Annotated in this window: 16 protein-coding genes; 14 read left to right on the plus strand and 2 right to left on the minus strand. The window is 60.8% G+C overall.

Features of this window, described 5'->3' with window-relative positions:
- Positions 1 to 70 precede the first annotated feature (70 nt).
- Complete coding sequence (locus NUV89_RS19915; protein ID WP_017739291.1) at positions 71 to 343, minus strand: DUF1652 domain-containing protein; 273 nt, start codon at positions 341 to 343, stop codon at positions 71 to 73.
- A gap of 256 nt (positions 344 to 599) precedes the next feature.
- Here NUV89_RS19915 and NUV89_RS19920 point away from each other — a divergent pair, with 256 nt between their 5' ends.
- From NUV89_RS19920 to NUV89_RS19945, 6 genes are all read left to right on the plus strand, one after another.
- Positions 600 to 1,409: an AraC family transcriptional regulator gene (locus NUV89_RS19920; protein ID WP_257782651.1), complete on the plus strand. Its 810-nt coding sequence runs from the start codon at positions 600 to 602 to the stop codon at positions 1,407 to 1,409.
- A gap of 49 nt (positions 1,410 to 1,458) precedes the next feature.
- The gene (locus NUV89_RS19925; RefSeq protein ID WP_257782652.1) at positions 1,459 to 2,865 is read left to right on the plus strand and encodes an FAD-binding oxidoreductase; all 1,407 of its coding nucleotides are present in this window, start codon (positions 1,459 to 1,461) and stop codon (positions 2,863 to 2,865) included.
- A 26-nt stretch (positions 2,866 to 2,891) separates the two neighbouring features.
- Complete coding sequence (locus tag NUV89_RS19930; RefSeq protein WP_257782653.1) at positions 2,892 to 3,233, plus strand: cupin domain-containing protein; 342 nt, start codon at positions 2,892 to 2,894, stop codon at positions 3,231 to 3,233.
- Between the two features lie 60 nt (positions 3,234 to 3,293).
- Positions 3,294 to 4,373 (plus strand): polyamine ABC transporter substrate-binding protein, encoded by a 1,080-nt coding sequence (locus NUV89_RS19935; protein ID WP_017739287.1) that lies wholly within the window; start codon positions 3,294 to 3,296, stop codon positions 4,371 to 4,373.
- Positions 4,374 to 4,676: 303 nt separating this feature from the next.
- Complete coding sequence (locus NUV89_RS19940) at positions 4,677 to 5,147, plus strand: M10 family metallopeptidase C-terminal domain-containing protein (RefSeq protein WP_257782654.1); 471 nt, start codon at positions 4,677 to 4,679, stop codon at positions 5,145 to 5,147.
- Between the two features lie 157 nt (positions 5,148 to 5,304).
- The gene (locus NUV89_RS19945) at positions 5,305 to 5,736 is read left to right on the plus strand and encodes a hypothetical protein (RefSeq protein ID WP_257782655.1); all 432 of its coding nucleotides are present in this window, start codon (positions 5,305 to 5,307) and stop codon (positions 5,734 to 5,736) included.
- A gap of 61 nt (positions 5,737 to 5,797) precedes the next feature.
- On the opposite strand, the gene NUV89_RS19950 is transcribed toward NUV89_RS19945, so the two are convergent.
- The gene (locus tag NUV89_RS19950; RefSeq protein ID WP_257782656.1) at positions 5,798 to 6,583 is read right to left on the minus strand and encodes a helix-turn-helix transcriptional regulator; all 786 of its coding nucleotides are present in this window, start codon (positions 6,581 to 6,583) and stop codon (positions 5,798 to 5,800) included.
- Between the two features lie 199 nt (positions 6,584 to 6,782).
- Here NUV89_RS19950 and NUV89_RS19955 point away from each other — a divergent pair, with 199 nt between their 5' ends.
- From NUV89_RS19955 to NUV89_RS19990, 8 genes are all read left to right on the plus strand, one after another.
- The gene (locus NUV89_RS19955; RefSeq protein WP_257782657.1) at positions 6,783 to 8,147 is read left to right on the plus strand and encodes an APC family permease; all 1,365 of its coding nucleotides are present in this window, start codon (positions 6,783 to 6,785) and stop codon (positions 8,145 to 8,147) included.
- Between the two features lie 9 nt (positions 8,148 to 8,156).
- Positions 8,157 to 9,260 (plus strand): P1 family peptidase, encoded by a 1,104-nt coding sequence (locus tag NUV89_RS19960; protein ID WP_257782658.1) that lies wholly within the window; start codon positions 8,157 to 8,159, stop codon positions 9,258 to 9,260.
- A 366-nt stretch (positions 9,261 to 9,626) separates the two neighbouring features.
- Entirely contained in the window at positions 9,627 to 11,060 is a 1,434-nt protein-coding gene (locus NUV89_RS19965) for a serralysin family metalloprotease (protein ID WP_257782659.1), read from the plus strand.
- A gap of 49 nt (positions 11,061 to 11,109) precedes the next feature.
- Positions 11,110 to 11,475: a protease inhibitor Inh/omp19 family protein gene (locus NUV89_RS19970; protein ID WP_257782660.1), complete on the plus strand. Its 366-nt coding sequence runs from the start codon at positions 11,110 to 11,112 to the stop codon at positions 11,473 to 11,475.
- A gap of 105 nt (positions 11,476 to 11,580) precedes the next feature.
- The gene (locus tag NUV89_RS19975) at positions 11,581 to 13,281 is read left to right on the plus strand and encodes a type I secretion system permease/ATPase (RefSeq protein WP_257782661.1); all 1,701 of its coding nucleotides are present in this window, start codon (positions 11,581 to 11,583) and stop codon (positions 13,279 to 13,281) included.
- Complete coding sequence (locus NUV89_RS19980; RefSeq protein ID WP_257782662.1) at positions 13,278 to 14,570, plus strand: HlyD family type I secretion periplasmic adaptor subunit; 1,293 nt, start codon at positions 13,278 to 13,280, stop codon at positions 14,568 to 14,570. Before NUV89_RS19975 ends, NUV89_RS19980 begins: the two co-directional genes overlap by 4 nt.
- Positions 14,571 to 14,572: 2 nt before the next feature.
- Positions 14,573 to 15,907 (plus strand): TolC family outer membrane protein, encoded by a 1,335-nt coding sequence (locus NUV89_RS19985; RefSeq protein ID WP_257782663.1) that lies wholly within the window; start codon positions 14,573 to 14,575, stop codon positions 15,905 to 15,907.
- A 71-nt stretch (positions 15,908 to 15,978) separates the two neighbouring features.
- Positions 15,979 to 17,391, plus strand: coding sequence for a lipase (locus NUV89_RS19990; RefSeq protein WP_257782664.1), 1,413 nt, complete (start codon positions 15,979 to 15,981; stop codon positions 17,389 to 17,391).
- Positions 17,392 to 17,467: the final 76 nt, after the last annotated feature.

Consider the following 17,467-nt stretch of genomic DNA (forward strand, 5'->3'; position numbering starts at 1 on the left):
AACTGAACCACCGCATTCGCGAGCAAGCCCGCTCCCACACAAGCCCGCTCCCACATTTTTAACGCTTCATTCAGGCCCGCAACGACTGCGGCGGCACAAACGACTCCAGCTCATCCTCCACCGCCTCGATAATCCGCTCCACATCCGCTGCGTTCATCACCGTGGCGCAGGGAATGCCGGCAATGGCAATCAGCGTTTCGCCGCTGGCACGGTCGAACAGACGGGCGACCATGCTGCCGGGCGCGTCCATGCTGCCCTCGAAGCCTATCGGATGGAAATGCCAGCGCATCAGCTGGCAGGCGTTGGGGAATGTCACTTTGTTCATGTTGCCTACCTTGTTCATTGAGCGCTTCCTTTTGCTCGCGGCAGGGAACCATGACCGTCATTGGTCGTGGCGTTTAAGCGTTAAAAATAGCATTCGTTCGTAAACGCCAGGTGACTTTTTGCGCTCCGTTCGGCGGTTCTTTTCCTGAAGTTTGATGTGGGTCATGTCCTACTAAAGTCTGGGCGATATGCCATCATTCAAAAGCTGCAATTGGCCATTGTCGGCACTTGTAAAAATCGGCAATCTCCACGGTTTACCCGTCGCAGAGCCGCCCATGCCAACCATCGCCGCAGACGATGACTCTCCGCAGACCCAAGCCACCCGCGAATGGGTGCTGCGCCATCACTTGTGCTGGCGGCATCGCGACCTTGATGGGGTGATGTCCTACTACCACCCGGACATCCAGTACCACGATTTTTTCCAGAACCGTGTCATCCGCTACCCCGAGTTGCGCGCGTACCTGCAAGCCAGCATGCCACGGGCGGCGGATGAGGCGATTGAACACACTGACCGCATCCGCGCCGATGGCGACACGGCGTTTATCCAATACCGCATCACCCTGCGCGGTGGCCAGGGCCTGGTGTCATTTCGCACCAGTGAAGCCATTACGGTGCGTGACGGGTTGATCTGGCGGGTCAATGAATACGCGTCCCTGGTGCACGAACAGCCCGCCCAGGCGCTGCGCCCCACGGTCAGCCGCCTGGGCTTGTCGCCCCAGCAACTGGGGCATATGGCCAATGACTTGCAGCAATACTTCGAACGCAAGCAACCCTATCTGGACCCCGAGCTGGATCTACAGCGGGTGTCCAAGGAATGCGGCTACAGCCGTAATCAGATTTCCTACCTGCTGAATCAGGTGCTGGGGCAAAGCTTCTACCGCTACGTCAACCAGGCGCGGCTCCAGCATTTGCTCGCGGCACTGGATACCGCCACGCCCCCGATCAAGGTCGATGACCTGGCGTTCGCCGCCGGTTTCAACTCGTTGTCGGCATTCTACAGTGCATTCCGCCAGCACACGGGCCAGTCGCCCAAGGCCTATGTCAAACAAATTTCCCTGCGTGCACGCGCGCAAGACACGCCTTAACACCGCGCTCTAGGATCAGCCCTATCGAAACGAGGTAGGGGAAGCGGGCATGCCAGCATGGCGCAATATCAGTTTATGGATGGACCAGCTGGACGACCCGCTGGTGGCGCGGCCGTCCCTGGAACATGACCTGGACGTCAATGTGGTCATCATCGGCGCCGGCTACACCGGGTTGTGGACCGCGTATTACCTGAAGCGCCAGGCGCCTGAGCTGAATATCGCCATTATCGAAGCACAAACTGCCGGCTTCGGCGCGTCGGGCCGCAACGGCGGCTGGCTGATGGGCAACCTGTTGGGCGAAGACCGTTTGCTGGCAGGCCTGGCGCCCGCCGCACGGCGCGCTGCCTTTGACCTGCTGCACGCTATCCCTGATGAAGTCGCCCAGGTCCTCGCCCGCGAAGGCATCGACTGCGACTACCGCAAAGGCGGCGCCCTGTACTGCGCCGCGCGTTACCCCGAGCAGGAAGGCAGCCTGCGCCGTTACCTGGACAAACTCTACGCCCAGGGCCTTACGGAGTCCGACTACCGCTGGCTCGGCCCGCAGCAGCTCGCCGAACAAATCCGCATTGCCAAGCCCTATGGCGGTATCTATGCACCCCACGTTGCAACCATCCACCCGGCCAAGCTGGTGCGCGGCCTGGCGCAAGTCGTTGAGAGCATGGGCGTGCAGATCTATGAGAACAGCCCAGTGACCCACTGGCAATCCGGCAGCGTGCGCACCGCCAGGGCCAGCGTGCGCGCCGCCTGGGTTGTGCCAGCGGTCGAAGGTTACGCCAACACCTTGCCGCCCCTGGGTCGTTATCAACTGCCGGTGCAAAGCCTGATCGTCGCCACCGAGCCGCTGCCCGCCAGTACCTGGGACGACATCGGCTTGAACCACGGCCAGGCGTTTGGCGAAAGCAGCCGCCAGGTCACCTATGGCCAGCGTACGGCCGACAATCGCCTGGTGTTCGGCGCCCGTGGCGGCTATCAGTTCGCCGGCAAACTGCGCCACAACTTCGATTTGACGGACAGCGAGGTGGAGCTGCGTCGCTACCTGTTCGGCGAGCTTTTCCCACAGCTCAAGAACGTGCGGATTACCCATTCCTGGGGCGGCAACCTCGGCATGTCGCGCAATTTCCGACCGCACATGCTCTGCGACCACAAGACCGGCATCGCACTGTCCGGTGGTTATGGCGGGGAGGGCGTCGGCGCCACCAACCTGGGCGGGCGCACGCTGGCCGACTTGATCCTCGGCCACGACACGCCGCTGGTCCGGCAACCCTGGGTGATCCGCGAGCGTGGCCTTGATGCGCTCAAGGCCTGGGAACCCGAGCCGTGCCGCTGGCTGGGTTACAACGCGATCATTCGCAGTTTTGTCCATGAAGACCAGGTGCTGGCCAACCCCAACAGCGCGCCTTGGCGCCGAAAGTTGGCGACCGGCGTGGCGGGTTTCATGGAAGGTTTCATGCACTGAACCGTTCCACTCACACGGGAAAACCCATGAGCATCACTCAATTCAAAGACACGCTGAACGCCCACCTGCCGGACTCGTCGCCAGTGGCCGTGCCCCTGGGCGAGCCCATCGCGGTGGCCTCGACGTTGAGCGTCGAGCGCAGCGACGGCGTCGAAACCGGCATCTGGGAATGCACCCCGGGCCGCTGGCGGCGCCAGATCAAATCCCAGGAGTTTTGCCACTTCATCCAGGGCCGCTGCACGTTCACCCCGGACAACGGCGAAGTCGTCCACATAGAAGCTGGCGATGCACTGATGTTGCCGGCCAACAGTACAGGTATCTGGGATATCCAGGACACCGTGCGCAAGACCTACGTCTTGATTCTGTAACGCTTTGATCCTTGATCGCCTGCCATAAAAACAGCCCTAAAACCGCCAGGAAATCGAACCATGAAAGCCATTGCCCTGTTGCCCTTGATGTTGGTGGCCTCTATCAGCCAGGCCGCCGAGACGGTGAAGATCTACAACTGGTCCAGCTACATCGCGCCGGACACCACCAAGAACTTCCAGAAGCAGACCGGAATCGGTTTCAGCTACGACGTGTATGACAGCAACGAAACCCTCGACGGCAAGCTGATGACGGGCAACTCCGGGTATGACGTGGTGTTTCCGTCCAACCACTTCATGGCACGGCAGATCCAGGGCGGCGCCTTGAAAAAACTCGACAAGAGCCAGTTGCCCAACTGGAAAAACCTCAACCCGGTGCTGCTCAAGGCCCTGGAAAACAACGACCCGGGCAACGCCCACGGTTTCCCGTACCTGTGGGGCAGCACCGGCATCGGCTACAACATCGATAAGGTCAAGGCCGTGTTGGGCGACAACGCCCCGGTGGACTCCTGGGACCTGATCTTCAAGCCCGAGTACATGGAAAAACTCAGCAAATGCGGCGTAGCCATCCTCGACAACGGCCCGGAACTGCTGCCGATTGCCCTTAACTACCTCGGCTTGCCGCCCCACAGCAAGAACCCCGAGGACTACAAAAAAGCCGAAGCGCTACTGATGAAAGTGCGGCCTTATGTGGCGTACTTCCACTCCTCGAAATACACCGGTGACCTGGCCAATGGCGACATCTGCGTGGCCGTCGGTTTCTCCGGCGACGTGCTGCAAGCCGAAAGCCGCGCCAAGGAAGCCAAGAACGGTGTGAAGATCGGCTACCAGATCCCCAAGGAAGGCGCCGCCATCTGGTTTGACATGGTGGCCATGCCCGCCGACGCCCCGGACGAAAAGGCCGGTTATGCGTTCATGAACTACCTGCTGGAGCCCAAGGTGATGGCCGACATCACCAACTCGGTGCACTACGCCAACGGCAACAGTGCGGCGGACAGCCTGGTGGAGCCTGAGATCAAGGCCGATACCAAGATCTACCCGAGCGAAGAAATGATGGGCAAGTTGTTTGCGCTGGAGGCGATGCCACTGAATATCGACCGGATTCGGACGCGGGTGTGGAACACTATTCGCATGGGGCGTTAATAACGCTACACAGCCCTGTCCATCTGTTGTTTTGGCAAAATGTTGCTGATTTACAGGAAGTGACCAGCAACAACGCCTTGAATAATGTACTGCAACTTATTGCGTCGAGTAGTCATTTACCCATATTGGCGTGCTGGCATGGCTTGAAGAATGGTGTTTGATTTTGTGTCGAGGGAACAGTGCGGATATTCTCGAAATAGGGTGTTAAAAATCCCGGATTGATGGCGATATCCTTGCCGTGAGAAGTTCCTCGGTACTTCACATGTCTCCTATCAAGCAAATATCTTTCGAGAGGTTATCAATATGTCTTCAGTACAATTTCTCCAGAGCGGCGGTAGCTGGACGTACCCTGAGAACAGCCTCCCTGTGTTGCGGGGTACCGACAACCGCGAACGCCTCGAAGCCAATCCTGGCCAGGACTCGGTGCTGGTTGGTGGCGGTGGGGGCGACCACTTGGTGGGCGCCAAAGGCGCCAATACATTCAAGTATGAAAAGGCCAGCGACTCCCTGAGCAATGAGCCTGACACGATCTTCAACTTCAACCCGAAACAGGACGAAATCGATCTGTCCGAAGTGCTGCAGGAGAACGGTATAACGGCGATTCATATTCAGGATGAGCGACCAAGGCAAGTGGGGGATGTACAAATTACCCACAGTGCTTTTGGCGTGAGTACACTGAATATTAAGGTGACGCCTGAGGGGCCGCTGTTTTCTGTTCGCGTCGACAACGTAAAGTTGCTGCCTGAGCATATAAGCTTCTATAACTCCCATTGAGCGATAGCGTGCCGTCGTTTGAGGGGGCTGAATTGCCTATAGATGATTTGGCAATAAAAAACTGCCGGTATCAGGTGTCATTTCTGACAGGTTTTTTTTGCGTTGCGTGCTGATTTAATGCAAGTGCAGCGCTCAAGCAAACCAAGGAGAAACCTATATGAAATCTCAAAAGTGGAAGCACCTGAAACCGGCGCCGGGTAAGAAAGCAACCGAATACATGAGGGGTACATTGACAGAGGACAATGTGAGCAGTCCATTCTCAGCGGACGCCTTTAGCTATATAAACTCCGCACGTACCGAAATCGCAGGCGAGGACTACCTTTCGTCACCGCCAGACCCCCTTGATGCAACAGGGGTTCTCGCGGTAATTTTAAGGCCCGATCTGCCCGATGGTGAGTACCATGTGGGGCACCCCCTGTTTCAGTACGCGGTAATTCTTACAGCTGGTAACGTCCTCCACCTTGCTGAGTCAGGGTCCCTTACCGTCATAAATGACCCAAATACGAAGGAAGTTTCGGGAAGAATGCATTTTGTCGCGGGAACTGTAGTATTTGATGCGACTTACAACCTATTGCCTGAAACCAAATGAAGACTGCCACCAACCGACAGCGTGCCATTGGCGCTGCCGGCTGGTGGCTTCTATACCGCGATCATGGGTGTTCCAGATCATGCCCCAACGACTGGATAAACAACGAAAACAGCTCCGGCTGTGACGAGATATCCAGCTTCGCGTACAGATGTCGCCGGTGCACCTTCACCGTGTCCGGTGAGATATTCAAGCGCTCGGCCATGGCCTTGGACGAGAATCCGCGCAACACCAGCCGGGCGATTTCCAGTTCGCGCTCCGAGAGCACCCCGCTGCCGAAGTGACTCAACGCATCGCGGATCTGGCTGTCCATTGCCGGTGCGCGTTGGGTACTTTGCTGCCAATGCTGCTGCATCAGCGGCAATACCCAGGCGGCTACCGTGGTCAGCAGCCCCGTCTCTTCAGCGCTGAACCGCCGCTGCATGCCCAGGGACAATGACAACGTTCCGGCCCCCGGCACTTGCAGGATGAACTGCACCTCGTCTTCCAGCACGTTGTCGTGGAAGTAGTTGAGGAAGTACTCACTCTGGCGAAAATGGTCCGGCGCGACTTCCTCCAGGCGGTACACACCACTGCTGAACCCCTCGCGGCAGGCCTGGAAAAACGGGTCGATCAAGTACAAGCCATTGAGGTACACCAGCATCGACGCGGGCTTGCTCGTGGGTTGCGCGTCGTATTCCTCGAGCGCCACGGGCGCGCCATCGGTGGGGTAGAAGATCGCCAGGGCGTTATCGAAGGGCAGGCATTGTTGCAGCAACAGCACCAACTGTTTCCAAAAGCGCTCGGTGCCGATATGCGCGACGGTACGGCCCAGGCCCGCGTGCAGGCCGACTTCCCTGAACAGGCTCATATCGCAGGCTCCCATGGCAAATAGATCGGCCAAGGTTTCGGCTTTTGCCGGGCGACGTCAAGGGGAGTACTCCAATAGGGGAATTGGCTGACAGCGGCCGAGGGAATAACGTCGGCTTCATTCAACGGGAAAAATATCCCGACAAGGCTTCATTTTTCGTTTCTGCCTCACACCAAAAACAACAGCAGAGGATAACGATATGAGTGCTTCTCCCGCGCCAGACGGCGTGCTTAAACCCACGCTGAGCGTGTTCGACGTGGTGGCCATCACCGTCTCCGCCGTCACGCCCGCCAGTTCCGTGTTTGTCATCGCGCCGTTTGCCATCCAGCAGGCCGGCAGCGGCGTGTTCCTGGCGTTTGTGATGGCCGCGTTGCTCGCGTTGATGTTCGCCTTTTGCTACGCCGAACTGGGCCGCGCCCACAACAGCGCGGGGGGCGAATATGTGTACGCCAAGCGGGTATTTGGTGGCATGGCCGGTTATGCGACGTTCTTGACCGTGTTGGTGATGCTGCTGTTTATCCCGCCGGTATTGGCGACCGGGGCGGCGACGTACCTGAATAACGCGCTAGGCACGACATTCGACTCACAAACCGTCGCCCTGGTCATCGTGGTGTGCAGCTACGCGTTGGGCATCCTCAACATCAAGCTCAACGCCTGGATCACCGGCACATGCCTGTTGTTGGAAATCGCGGCGTTGCTGGTGATCGTGTTTCTCGGTTTCGGCAATCCTGTGCAGCCGGTCAGCGTGCTGTTCCAGCCGCAGATTGTCGAAAACGGCGTGCTGCACCTGGCGCCCTGGGCCTTGGTGATCGGCGCGGTAGGGATTGGCCTGTTCTCGTTCAATGGCTACGGTCCGGCGGTGTTGCTGGCCGAAGACATGAAGTGCGGCGGCAAGGGCGTGCACAAGGCGGTGCTGTGGTCGCTGGGGCTGGTGGTGGTGATCGAACTGGTGCCCATCACCGCGCTGTTGATCGGCGCGCCGTCGCTGAGTGCGATGATTAGCAGCCCGGACCCCATCGGTTACCTGCTGACCAGCCATGGCAACGAAACCCTGTCGAGGCTGGTCAGTGCGGGGATCTTTCTGTCGGTGTTCAATGCCATCGTCGCCATCGTGATCCAGATCGGCCGCGTGGTGTTCAGCAGTGGCCGTGACGCCCTGTGGACGCCGCGTATCAACACATTGTTTACGCGCATTCACCCGCGCTGGGATTCGCCCTGGCTCGCGACGCTGTTCCTGGCGGTGCCTTCGGCGCTGCTCAGTTTCAGCTCCAACCTCGCCGACCTCACCTCGTTCAGTGTGCTGCTAATCATGCTGGTGTACCTGGTGGTAGCGTTGAGCGCCTTGATGAGCCGGGTGTTGCTGCGCGATCGTGAACATCCGTATCGCATGCCGCTGTGGCCGCTGCCGGCCTTGCTGGCGGTGCTGGGCGCCGGGTATCTCCTGGCGACCCTGGTCGCTGCGGCCTCCGTGCGCGACGTGATGATTATCGCTGGCTTGCTGGCCGTGTCAGTGATTCTGTATTGCATCAGTGGCCGGACGAGTCCGGCGTACCAAAAACTGTAAGGAGTGGTTATGCGAGCACGGCAATTGGGGATTACCTTGGGGCTGGGCACACCCGGCGCGCTGAATGCGATCACCGACGTACCGGGCGTGCGGGTTGGCCACAGCACGCTCAAGACGCGCATCCATGGCAAACAGGTGCGCACTGGGGTCAGCGTTGTGCAGCCACGCGCCGGTGAGGCGCGGCAACAACCATGCTTTGCCGGGTATCACGTACTCAATGGCAACGGCGATGCCACGGGCCTGGAGTGGATCAGCGAAGCGGGGCTGCTGACCACGCCGCTGGCCATCACCAACACCCACAGCATCGGCATTGTGCGCGACACCCTGATCGCCCTGGAGCGCGAGCGCCTGGCGGATCCGGCAGTGTATTGGTGCATGCCGGTGGTGATGGAGACCTACGACGGCCTGCTCAACGATATCTGGGGCCAGCACGTTGGCCCCGAGCATGTGCGCGAAGCGCTGGACAGCGCCGAATCCGGCCCGGTGCAGGAAGGCGCCGTGGGCGGCGGCACCGGGATGATCTGCCATGAGTTCAAGGGCGGCATCGGCACGGCGTCGCGGCGCTTGGCGGCGGAGCAGGGCGGCTGGACCGTCGGCGTGCTGGTGCAGGCCAACCACGGCAAGCGCCAGGAGCTGCGGGTCGATGGTTACCCGGTGGGCCGGCAGTTAATGGACATTCCTTCGCCCTTTGCCGAACGGGGCACCCCGGGCATGGGCTCCATCGTGGTGATTATCGCCACCGACGCACCGTTGCTGCCGCACCAATGCACACGCCTGGCGCAGCGTGCGTCCATCGGCATCGCCCGCACGGGCGGCGGTACCGAGGACTCCAGCGGCGACCTGTTCCTGGCCTTTGCCACCGGCAACCAGGATTTGCCGGCGGCCGATTACGGGCGCAAAGGCCTGCCCTTGAGCAGTGCGTTGCAGATGGTCAACAACGACCATATCTCGCCATTGTTCAGCGCGGCGGCAGAAGCGGTGGAGGAGGCGATCATCAACGCGATCCTCGCCGGCGAAGACATGGACACCGACGACGGCGTACGCGTACCGGGCCTGCACGGCGACACGCTAGTGGCGGCATTGCATAAAACCGGCTGGAGTGTGTCCCGGTAATAGGGGGCAACTGCAAATATTAGTGTAACTAGTGGCCGTTTAATGTCGCCAATGACACCCTGCCAATATATTGGATCCATTAACTAGTGATGCCGCGCAAGTTGCGCGGCTTTAGCGCTATTTAATATTTAAATAAGGGGGTGTGGTTTTTTGTCGGACAAAATCAAGTCCGCCCAACAAATACGGCACGCAACTTCTTTGCGCAAACTGTTTGCCTGTTTTGCCTGCAGGAAAAGATGTAGACGAAAGATTTCAAGTTGTGTCAGTTTTCTTACGCCTTCAAAAGAGGCGAGTGATAGGACGATCTCGCCCGCGGGGTTCCTATCGATCAAAGACTGATGCACTTGCAAACAAGGAAGTACGTTTATGTCAAAAGTTAAAGACAAGGCTATCGTGTCGGCGGCGCAAGCCAGCACCGCTTACTCGCAAATCGATAGCTTCAGCCATCTGTATGACCGTGGCGGCAACCTCACGGTCAATGGCAAACCGTCCTACACCGTCGACCAGGCCGCCACCCAGCTGCTGCGCGACGGTGCGGCCTACCGGGACGTTGACGGCAACGGCAAGATCGATCTGACCTACACCTTCCTGACCTCGGCGTCGTCCAGCACCATGAACAAACATGGTATCTCGGGCTTCAGCCAGTTCAGCGCCCAGCAAAAAGCACAGGCCACGCTGGCCATGCAATCCTGGGCGGATGTGGCCAACGTCACCTTCACCGAGAAGGCCAGCGGCGGTGACGCCCACATGACCTTCGGCAACTACAGCGGCGGCCAGGACGGCGCGGCGGCGTTCGCCTACCTGCCCGGCACCGGCGCAGGCTACGACGGCACCTCGTGGTACCTGACCAACAGCAGCTACACGCCAAACAAGACCCCGGACCTGAACAACTATGGCCGGCAGACCCTGACCCACGAAATCGGCCACACCCTGGGCCTGGCGCATCCCGGCGACTACAACGCCGGCGAAGGCGCACCGACCTACAACGACGCGTCCTATGGACAGGACACGCGCGGCTACAGCGTCATGAGCTACTGGAGCGAAAGCAACACCAGCCAGAACTTCAGTAAAGGCGGGGTCGAAGCCTACGCTTCCGGGCCGCTGATCGACGACATTGCCGCGATCCAGAAGCTCTACGGCGCCAACTACAACACCCGTGCCGGCGACACCACCTACGGGTTCAACTCCAATACCGGGCGCGACTTCCTCAGCGCCACTTCCAATGCCGACAAGCTGGTGTTCTCGGTGTGGGACGGCGGTGGCAACGATACCCTGGACTTCTCCGGTTTCACCCAGAACCAGAAGATCAACCTCAATGAGGCCTCGTTCTCCGACGTTGGCGGCCTGGTGGGCAACGTGTCCATCGCCAAGGGCGTGACCGTGGAGAATGCCTTCGGTGGCGCCGGCAATGACCTGATTATCGGCAACAACGCGGCCAACCTTATCAAGGGCGGCGCCGGCAACGACATCCTCTACGGCGGCGGCGGTGCCGACCAACTGTGGGGCGGCGCGGGCAACGACACCTTTGTATTTGGTGCCAGTTCCGATTCCAAGCCTGGGGCGGCGGACAAGATCTTTGACTTCACCTCCGGTTCGGACAAGATCGACCTCAGCGGCATTACCAAAGGCGCGGGCCTGACGTTCGTCAATGCGTTCACCGGGCACGCCGGCGACGCGGTATTGACCTACGCCGCAGGCACCAACCTGGGCACCTTGGCGGTAGACTTCTCTGGGCACGGCGTGGCGGATTTCCTCGTCACCACCGTGGGCCAGGCCGCCGTCAGCGACATCGTGGCGTGATGTAGCAGCGCGGCGCTTCGGCGCCGCGTTCCCCCGATGGAGCGTGAAGATGCAGCGTTTTACCCACTTTATCGCCTGCGTGGTGCAGGTCATGTTCATGTCGGCAGGAGCCCCCGTTATGGCGAGCAGCCTCGTTTTACCCAGCAGCGCCCAATTGGCCGGGCACTGGCAGCTACACCAGCAGGACCATGTGTGCGCTCTGGACCTGTTGGCCCCCAACGCCGTACGTGGCGATGTGGCGTGCGCCGAACAATGGCTGGGGGACACCCCCAAGACCTGGCTACCGACGCCGGACGGCATCTGGCTGATGAATGCCGATGGCACCGGTATTACCCATTTGAATCGACAGAAGAACGGTGAATATAAAGGTCGCACACTTTCCGGTACTGAAGTGATATTGCAACGAGCCCCTTAGTTATTGGTTATAAGCCTATAACTTGATTTTATTAGTTGCTCGCTCCGTTATTCGGGGTGCGGGTAACTATTTGCGCGCTATTTGGTTCAAGGAAGATCGCAAGCTATGGCCACGCCGCCTTTATTCAAAGCGCTGGGTGAATACAAGAGTGTCTTGCTCAGCGTTGGCTGTTTCACGGCATTGATTAACCTGCTGATGCTGGTGCCGTCGATCTACATGCTGCAAGTGTATGACCGCGTGCTGTCCTCCCAGAATGAAACCACCCTGGTGATGTTGACGCTGATGGTCGTCGGCTTCTTTGTGTTTATTGGCACGCTGGAGGCCATTCGCAGTTTTATCGTGATCCGCATCGGCAGCCAGTTGGAGCGGCGTTTCAACCTGCGCGTCTACAAGGCCGCGTTTGAACGCAACCTGCAACGCGGCCAAGGGCATGCCGGGCAGTCGCTGGGGGATTTGACCCATATCCGCCAATTCATTACCGGCCCGGCGCTGTTCGCGTTTTTTGATGCGCCGTGGTTTCCCATCTACCTGCTGGTGATCTTCCTGTTCAACGTCTGGCTCGGCGTGCTGGCCACCGCCGGCGCACTGCTGCTGATCGGCCTGGCGTGCCTCAACGAATACCTGACGAAAAAACCCTTGGGTGAGGCCAGCGGCCACTCCCAGCAATCCAGCCAACTGGCCACCAGCCATTTGCACAATGCCGAGACTATCCAGGCCATGGGCATGCTCGGTGCACTGCGCCAGCGCTGGTTTGCCGTGCATTCGCAGTTCCTCGGCTTGCAGAACCGGGCCAGCGACACCGGCGCGGTGATTACCGCCCTGAGCAAAACCTTGCGCTTGTGCCTGCAATCCCTAGTGCTGGGCCTGGGCGCGCTGCTGGTGATCAAAGGCGAGATGACCGCCGGCATGATGATTGCCGGCTCGATCTTGATGGGCCGCGTGCTCAGCCCCATCGACCAACTGATTGCCGTGTGGAAGCAGTGGAGCTCGGCCAAATTGGCGTACCAGCGTCTGGACGCGTTGCTGCGCGAAAGCCCCGAGGCCGTGGAGCCGATGAAATTGCCGGCGCCCAAGGGCCAGGTGAGTTTCGAGCAGGTCAGCGCGGGCCCACCGGGGCGGCGGGTAGGGACCCTGCATCACGTCAGTTTCACCCTCGGTGCCGGCGAAGTGCTCGGCGTGCTCGGCGCCTCGGGCTCGGGTAAATCCACCCTGGCCCGCGTATTGGTGGGCGTGTGGCCGACCCTGGCGGGCACGGTGCGCCTGGACGGTGCGGATATCCATCGCTGGGACCGCGACGACCTCGGTCCGCACATCGGCTACCTGCCCCAGGACATCGAACTGTTCAGCGGCAGCATCGCCGACAACATCGCGCGGTTTCGCCAGGCCGACCCACAGCGTGTGGTGCAGGCCGCGCAACAAGCCGGGGTGCATGAGCTGATCCTGCGCCTGCCCCAAGGCTACGACACGCTGCTGGGGGACAACGGCGGCGGCCTCTCCGGCGGGCAGAAACAACGGGTGGCCCTGGCCCGGGCGTTGTACGGCGGGCCCCGGCTGATCGTGCTGGATGAGCCCAACTCCAACCTCGATACACAGGGCGAGGCCGCGCTGGCCAGCGCCATCGTGCAGATGAAAGCCCAAGGCAGCAGCGTGGTGCTGGTCACCCATCGCTCGGCCGCGTTGGCCCAGGCTGACAAGTTGCTGGTGCTCAACGAGGGCCAGTTGCAAGTGTTCGGCCCCAGCCAGGAAGTGCTGCGGGCCTTGTCCGGGCAACGCGAACAACCGCCTCAAGAGAGGATGCCAGCATGATCCACGAACAACACGACGCGCGTTTTTTTGTGCGCATGGGCTGGCTGCTGACAGTGCTCGGTGCCGGAGGATTCTTCCTCTGGGCCAGTCTGGCACCATTGGACCAAGGCATTCCGGTGCAAGGCACGGTGGTGGTGTCGGGCAAGCGCAAGGCCGTGCAAACCCTCAGCCCGGGTGTGGTCAGCGGGATTCTGGTGCGTGAAGGCGAGGCCGTTAAACAGGGCCAGCCGCTGTTTCGCCTCGACCAGACCCAGCACCAGGCCGATGTGCAATCGCTGCAAGCGCAGTACCGCATGGCCTGGGCCAGTGTGGCGCGCTGGCAGAGCGAGCGTGATAACCGCGCCAGCATCACCTTTCCCGCCGAGCTGAGCAGCGATGCTGACCCGGCCTTGGCCTTGGTCCTGGAAGGCCAGCGCCAACTGTTCAGCAGCCGCCGCGAAGCCTTTGCCCGTGAACAGGCCGGCATTCGCGCGAATATCGACGGCGCCACCGCGCAACTGGGCGGCATGCGCCGGGCGCGCAGCGACCTGACGGCCCAGGCCCAATCCCTGCGCGATCAACTGGGCAACCTGCAACCCTTGGCCGACAACGGCTATATCCCGCGCAACCGCTTGCTGGAGTACCAGCGCCAGCTGTCCCAGGTACAGCAAGACCTGGCGCAGAACACTGGCGAAAGCGGGCGGGTGGAGCAGGGCATCCTCGAATCGCGTCTGAAACTGCAACAGCACAGCGAGGAATACCAGAAGGAAGTGCGCAGCCAACTGGCCGACGCGCAGCTGCGCAGCCTGACCCTCGAGCAGCAACTGACCTCCGCCGGCTTTGACCTGCAACACAGCCAGATCAACGCGCCGGCCGATGGCATTGCGGTCAACCTCAGCGTGCACACGGTGGGTGCGGTGGTGCGCGCCGGGGAGACCCTGCTGGAGATCGTGCCTCAGGGCACGCGCCTGGAAGTCGAAGGGCGCCTGCCTGTGCACCTGGTGGACAAGGTCGGCACCCAACTGCCGGTGGACATCCTCTTCACCGCCTTCAACCAGAGCCGCACGCCGCGGGTGCCGGGGCAAGTCAGCCTGATCTCGGCCGACCAGATGCTCGATGAAAAGACCGGCGCGCCGTATTACGTGCTGCGCACCACGGTCAGTGAAATGGCGCTGGAGAAACTCCACGGCCTGGTCATCAAGCCCGGCATGCCCGCCGAGATGTTTGTGCGCACCGGCGAGCGTTCGTTGCTCAACTATCTGTTCAAGCCGCTGCTGGATCGTGCCGGCTCCGCGTTGACCGAGGAATAAGCATGAAACCGGTGTTTATCGCCTTGCTGTTGAGCTGCACCAGTGCCCACGCCGCCATGGGCCCGTTCGACGTGTACGAGCAAGCCTTGCGCAACGATCCAGTGTTCCTTGGTGCGATCAAGGAGCGCGACGCCGGCCTGGAAAACCGCACCATCGGCCGCGCCGGCCTGCTGCCCAAGCTGTCCTACAACTACAACAAGGGCCGCAACAACTCCCAGGCCACCTTGCCCGACGGGCGTGGCGGCACCTATCACGATGACCGCAACTACAACAGCTACGGCTCGACCTTCAGCCTGCAACAGCCGTTGTTCGACTATGAAGCCTACGCCAACTACCGCAAGGGCGTGGCCCAGGCGCTGTTTGCCGATGAGAGCTTTCGCGACAAGAGCCAAGCGTTGTTGGTGCGGGTGTTGTCCTACTACACCCAGGCGTTGTTCGCACAGGACCAGATCGACATTGCCCGCGCCAAGAAGAAGGCGTTCGAGCAGCAGTTCCAGCAGAACCGGCACTTGTTCCAACAGGGCGAGGGCACGCGCACGGACATTCTCGAAGCCGAATCCCGTTACGAGTTGGCCACCGCCGAAGAGATCCAGGCGCTGGATGAGCAGGACGCATCGCTGCGGGAACTGGGCGCGCTGATCGGTGTGCCCAGCGTCAACATCGACGACCTGGCGCCGCTGAACCAGGGCTTTGCCGCCTTCACCTTGACCCCGGCCAACTACGACACCTGGCATGAACTGGCGATCAGCAACAACCCGACGTTGGCGTCCCAGCGCCAGGCTTTGGAAGTGGCGCGGTATGAAGTGGAGCGCAACCGCGCCGGGCATCTGCCGAAAGTCACTGCGTACGCCAGTTCGCGCCAGCAAGAGTCCGACAGCGGCAACACCTACAACCAGCGCTATGACACCAACACCATCGGCGTCGAAGTCAGCCTGCCGCTGTATGCCGGCGGCGGCATTTCCGCCTCCACCCGCCAGGCCAGCCGGGCCATGGAGCAGGCCGAGTACGAGCTGGAGGGCAAGACCCGCGAAACCCTGATCGAACTGCGCCGCCAGTTCAGCGCGTGCCTGTCGGGGGTGAGCAAACTGCGCGCGTATCAAAAGGCGTTGGCGTCGGCTGAAGCGCTGGTGGTGTCGACCAAGCAAAGCATCCTCGGCGGCGAGCGCGTCAACCTCGATGCCCTCAACGCCGAGCAGCAGCTCTACAGCACACGCCGCGACCTGGCCCAGGCGCGTTACGACTACCTGATGGCCTGGACCAAATTGCACTACTACGCGGGCAACCTGCGCGACACCGACCTGGCCAAGGTGGATGAGGCGTTTGGGCCGGCACGATAATAAGAACGGACGCAGAGCGTCCAGGGCGGCATTCCCACGCCGAGCGTGGGAACGATCAGAGGGGTACTGATATGGGTATTTTTGACTATAAAAACCTCGGCACCGAGGGTTCCAAGGCGTTGTTTGCCGACGCCATGGCAATCACTTTGTACAGCTATCACAACCTGGATAACGGCTTTGCCGTGGGTTACCAGCACAACGGTTTGGGCTGGGGCTTGCCGGCGACCTTGGTGGGTGCGCTGCTGGGCGGCGCGAACTCACAGGGGGTGATTCCGGGCATCCCGTGGAACCCGGACTCGGAAAAAGCCGCCCTGGACGCGGTGCACAAAGCCGGTTGGACGCCCATCAGTGCAAGCACCTTGGGTTACGCCGGCAAGGTCGATGGGCGCGGTACGTTCTTTGGTGAAAAGGCCGGCTACACCAGCGCGCAAGTCGAGGTGCTGGGCAAATACGATGATGCCGGCAAGCTGCTGGAAATCGGCATCGGCTTTCGCGGCACCTCCGGGCCCCGGGAAAGCCTGATCAGCGATTCCATCGGCGACTTGGTCAGCGACCTGATGGCCGCGCTGGGCCCCAAGGACTATGCGAAGAACTACAGCGGCGAAGCGTTCGGCACCTTGCTCAAACACGTGGCCGACTACGCCGGCGCCCACGGCCTCAGCGGCAAGGACGTGGTGGTCAGCGGCCATAGCCTGGGCGGCTTGGCGGTGAACAGCATGGCCGACCTGAGCGGCAATCAATGGTCGGGCTTCTACAGGGACGCCAACTACGTGGCCTACGCCTCGCCGACCCAGAGCAGCAGCGACAAGGTGCTCAACATCGGCTACGAGAACGACCCGGTGTTCCGCGCGCTGGACGGTTCAGCGTTCAACCTGTCATCCCTCGGCGTGCACGACAAGCCCCATGAGTCGAGCACCGACAACATTGTCAGCTTCAACGACCACTACGCCTCGACCCTGTGGAATGTGCTGCCGTTTTCCATCGCCAACCTGCCGACCTGGATCTCCCATCTGCCGACGGGTTATGGCGACGGCCTGACGCGTGTCCTGGAATCCGGCTTCTACGAACAGATGACCCGCGACTCCACGGTGATCGTCGCCAACCTGTCCGACCCGGCCCGCGCGACGACCTGGGTACAAGACCTCAACCGCAACGCCGAGCCCCACAAAGGCAACACCTTCATCATCGGCAGCGACGGCAACGACCTGATCCAGGGCGGCAAGGGCGCGGATTTTATCGAGGGCGGCAAGGGCAATGACACGCTCCGTGACAGCAGCGGGCACAACACCTTTTTGTTCAGCGGGCAGTTTGGGCAGGATCGGGTGATTGGCTATCAGCCGACGGACAGGCTGGTGTTCAAGGAGGTGCAGGGTGATGTGCAGTACCGGGAGCACGGTGGGGATACGGTGATTAGTGTGGGTGCGGATTCGGTCACGCTGGTCGGCGTGAGCGGCTTTTCGGGGGAGGGGATTGTGATCTGCTAAAGCTGGAATGCGATTCAAAATGTGGGAGCGGGCTTGCTCGCGAAAGCGGTGGATCAGATACATATCCGGTGACTGA

This window comes from Pseudomonas sp. 18.1.10, from assembly GCF_024655625.1.
In the GTDB taxonomy this organism is placed as follows: domain Bacteria; phylum Pseudomonadota; class Gammaproteobacteria; order Pseudomonadales; family Pseudomonadaceae; genus Aquipseudomonas.

What these genes read in the sequence shown, in the direction of transcription:
- NUV89_RS19925 (WP_257782652.1), top strand. Translation starts at nt 1,459, where the DNA reads ATGCCAGCATGGCGCAATATCAGTTTATGGATGGACCAGCTGGACGAC.
- NUV89_RS19935 (WP_017739287.1), top strand. Translation starts at nt 3,294, where the DNA reads ATGAAAGCCATTGCCCTGTTGCCCTTGATGTTGGTGGCCTCTATCAGC.
- NUV89_RS19930 (WP_257782653.1), top strand. Translation starts at nt 2,892, where the DNA reads ATGAGCATCACTCAATTCAAAGACACGCTGAACGCCCACCTGCCGGAC.
- NUV89_RS19970 (WP_257782660.1), top strand. Translation starts at nt 11,110, where the DNA reads ATGCAGCGTTTTACCCACTTTATCGCCTGCGTGGTGCAGGTCATGTTC.
- NUV89_RS19975 (WP_257782661.1), top strand. Translation starts at nt 11,581, where the DNA reads ATGGCCACGCCGCCTTTATTCAAAGCGCTGGGTGAATACAAGAGTGTC.
- NUV89_RS19950 (WP_257782656.1), bottom strand. Translation starts at nt 6,583, where the DNA reads ATGAGCCTGTTCAGGGAAGTCGGCCTGCACGCGGGCCTGGGCCGTACC.
- NUV89_RS19980 (WP_257782662.1), top strand. Translation starts at nt 13,278, where the DNA reads ATGATCCACGAACAACACGACGCGCGTTTTTTTGTGCGCATGGGCTGG.
- NUV89_RS19965 (WP_257782659.1), top strand. Translation starts at nt 9,627, where the DNA reads ATGTCAAAAGTTAAAGACAAGGCTATCGTGTCGGCGGCGCAAGCCAGC.
- NUV89_RS19945 (WP_257782655.1), top strand. Translation starts at nt 5,305, where the DNA reads ATGAAATCTCAAAAGTGGAAGCACCTGAAACCGGCGCCGGGTAAGAAA.
- NUV89_RS19960 (WP_257782658.1), top strand. Translation starts at nt 8,157, where the DNA reads ATGCGAGCACGGCAATTGGGGATTACCTTGGGGCTGGGCACACCCGGC.
- NUV89_RS19920 (WP_257782651.1), top strand. Translation starts at nt 600, where the DNA reads ATGCCAACCATCGCCGCAGACGATGACTCTCCGCAGACCCAAGCCACC.
- NUV89_RS19985 (WP_257782663.1), top strand. Translation starts at nt 14,573, where the DNA reads ATGAAACCGGTGTTTATCGCCTTGCTGTTGAGCTGCACCAGTGCCCAC.
- NUV89_RS19955 (WP_257782657.1), top strand. Translation starts at nt 6,783, where the DNA reads ATGAGTGCTTCTCCCGCGCCAGACGGCGTGCTTAAACCCACGCTGAGC.
- NUV89_RS19940 (WP_257782654.1), top strand. Translation starts at nt 4,677, where the DNA reads ATGTCTTCAGTACAATTTCTCCAGAGCGGCGGTAGCTGGACGTACCCT.
- NUV89_RS19915 (WP_017739291.1), bottom strand. Translation starts at nt 343, where the DNA reads ATGAACAAGGTAGGCAACATGAACAAAGTGACATTCCCCAACGCCTGC.
- NUV89_RS19990 (WP_257782664.1), top strand. Translation starts at nt 15,979, where the DNA reads ATGGGTATTTTTGACTATAAAAACCTCGGCACCGAGGGTTCCAAGGCG.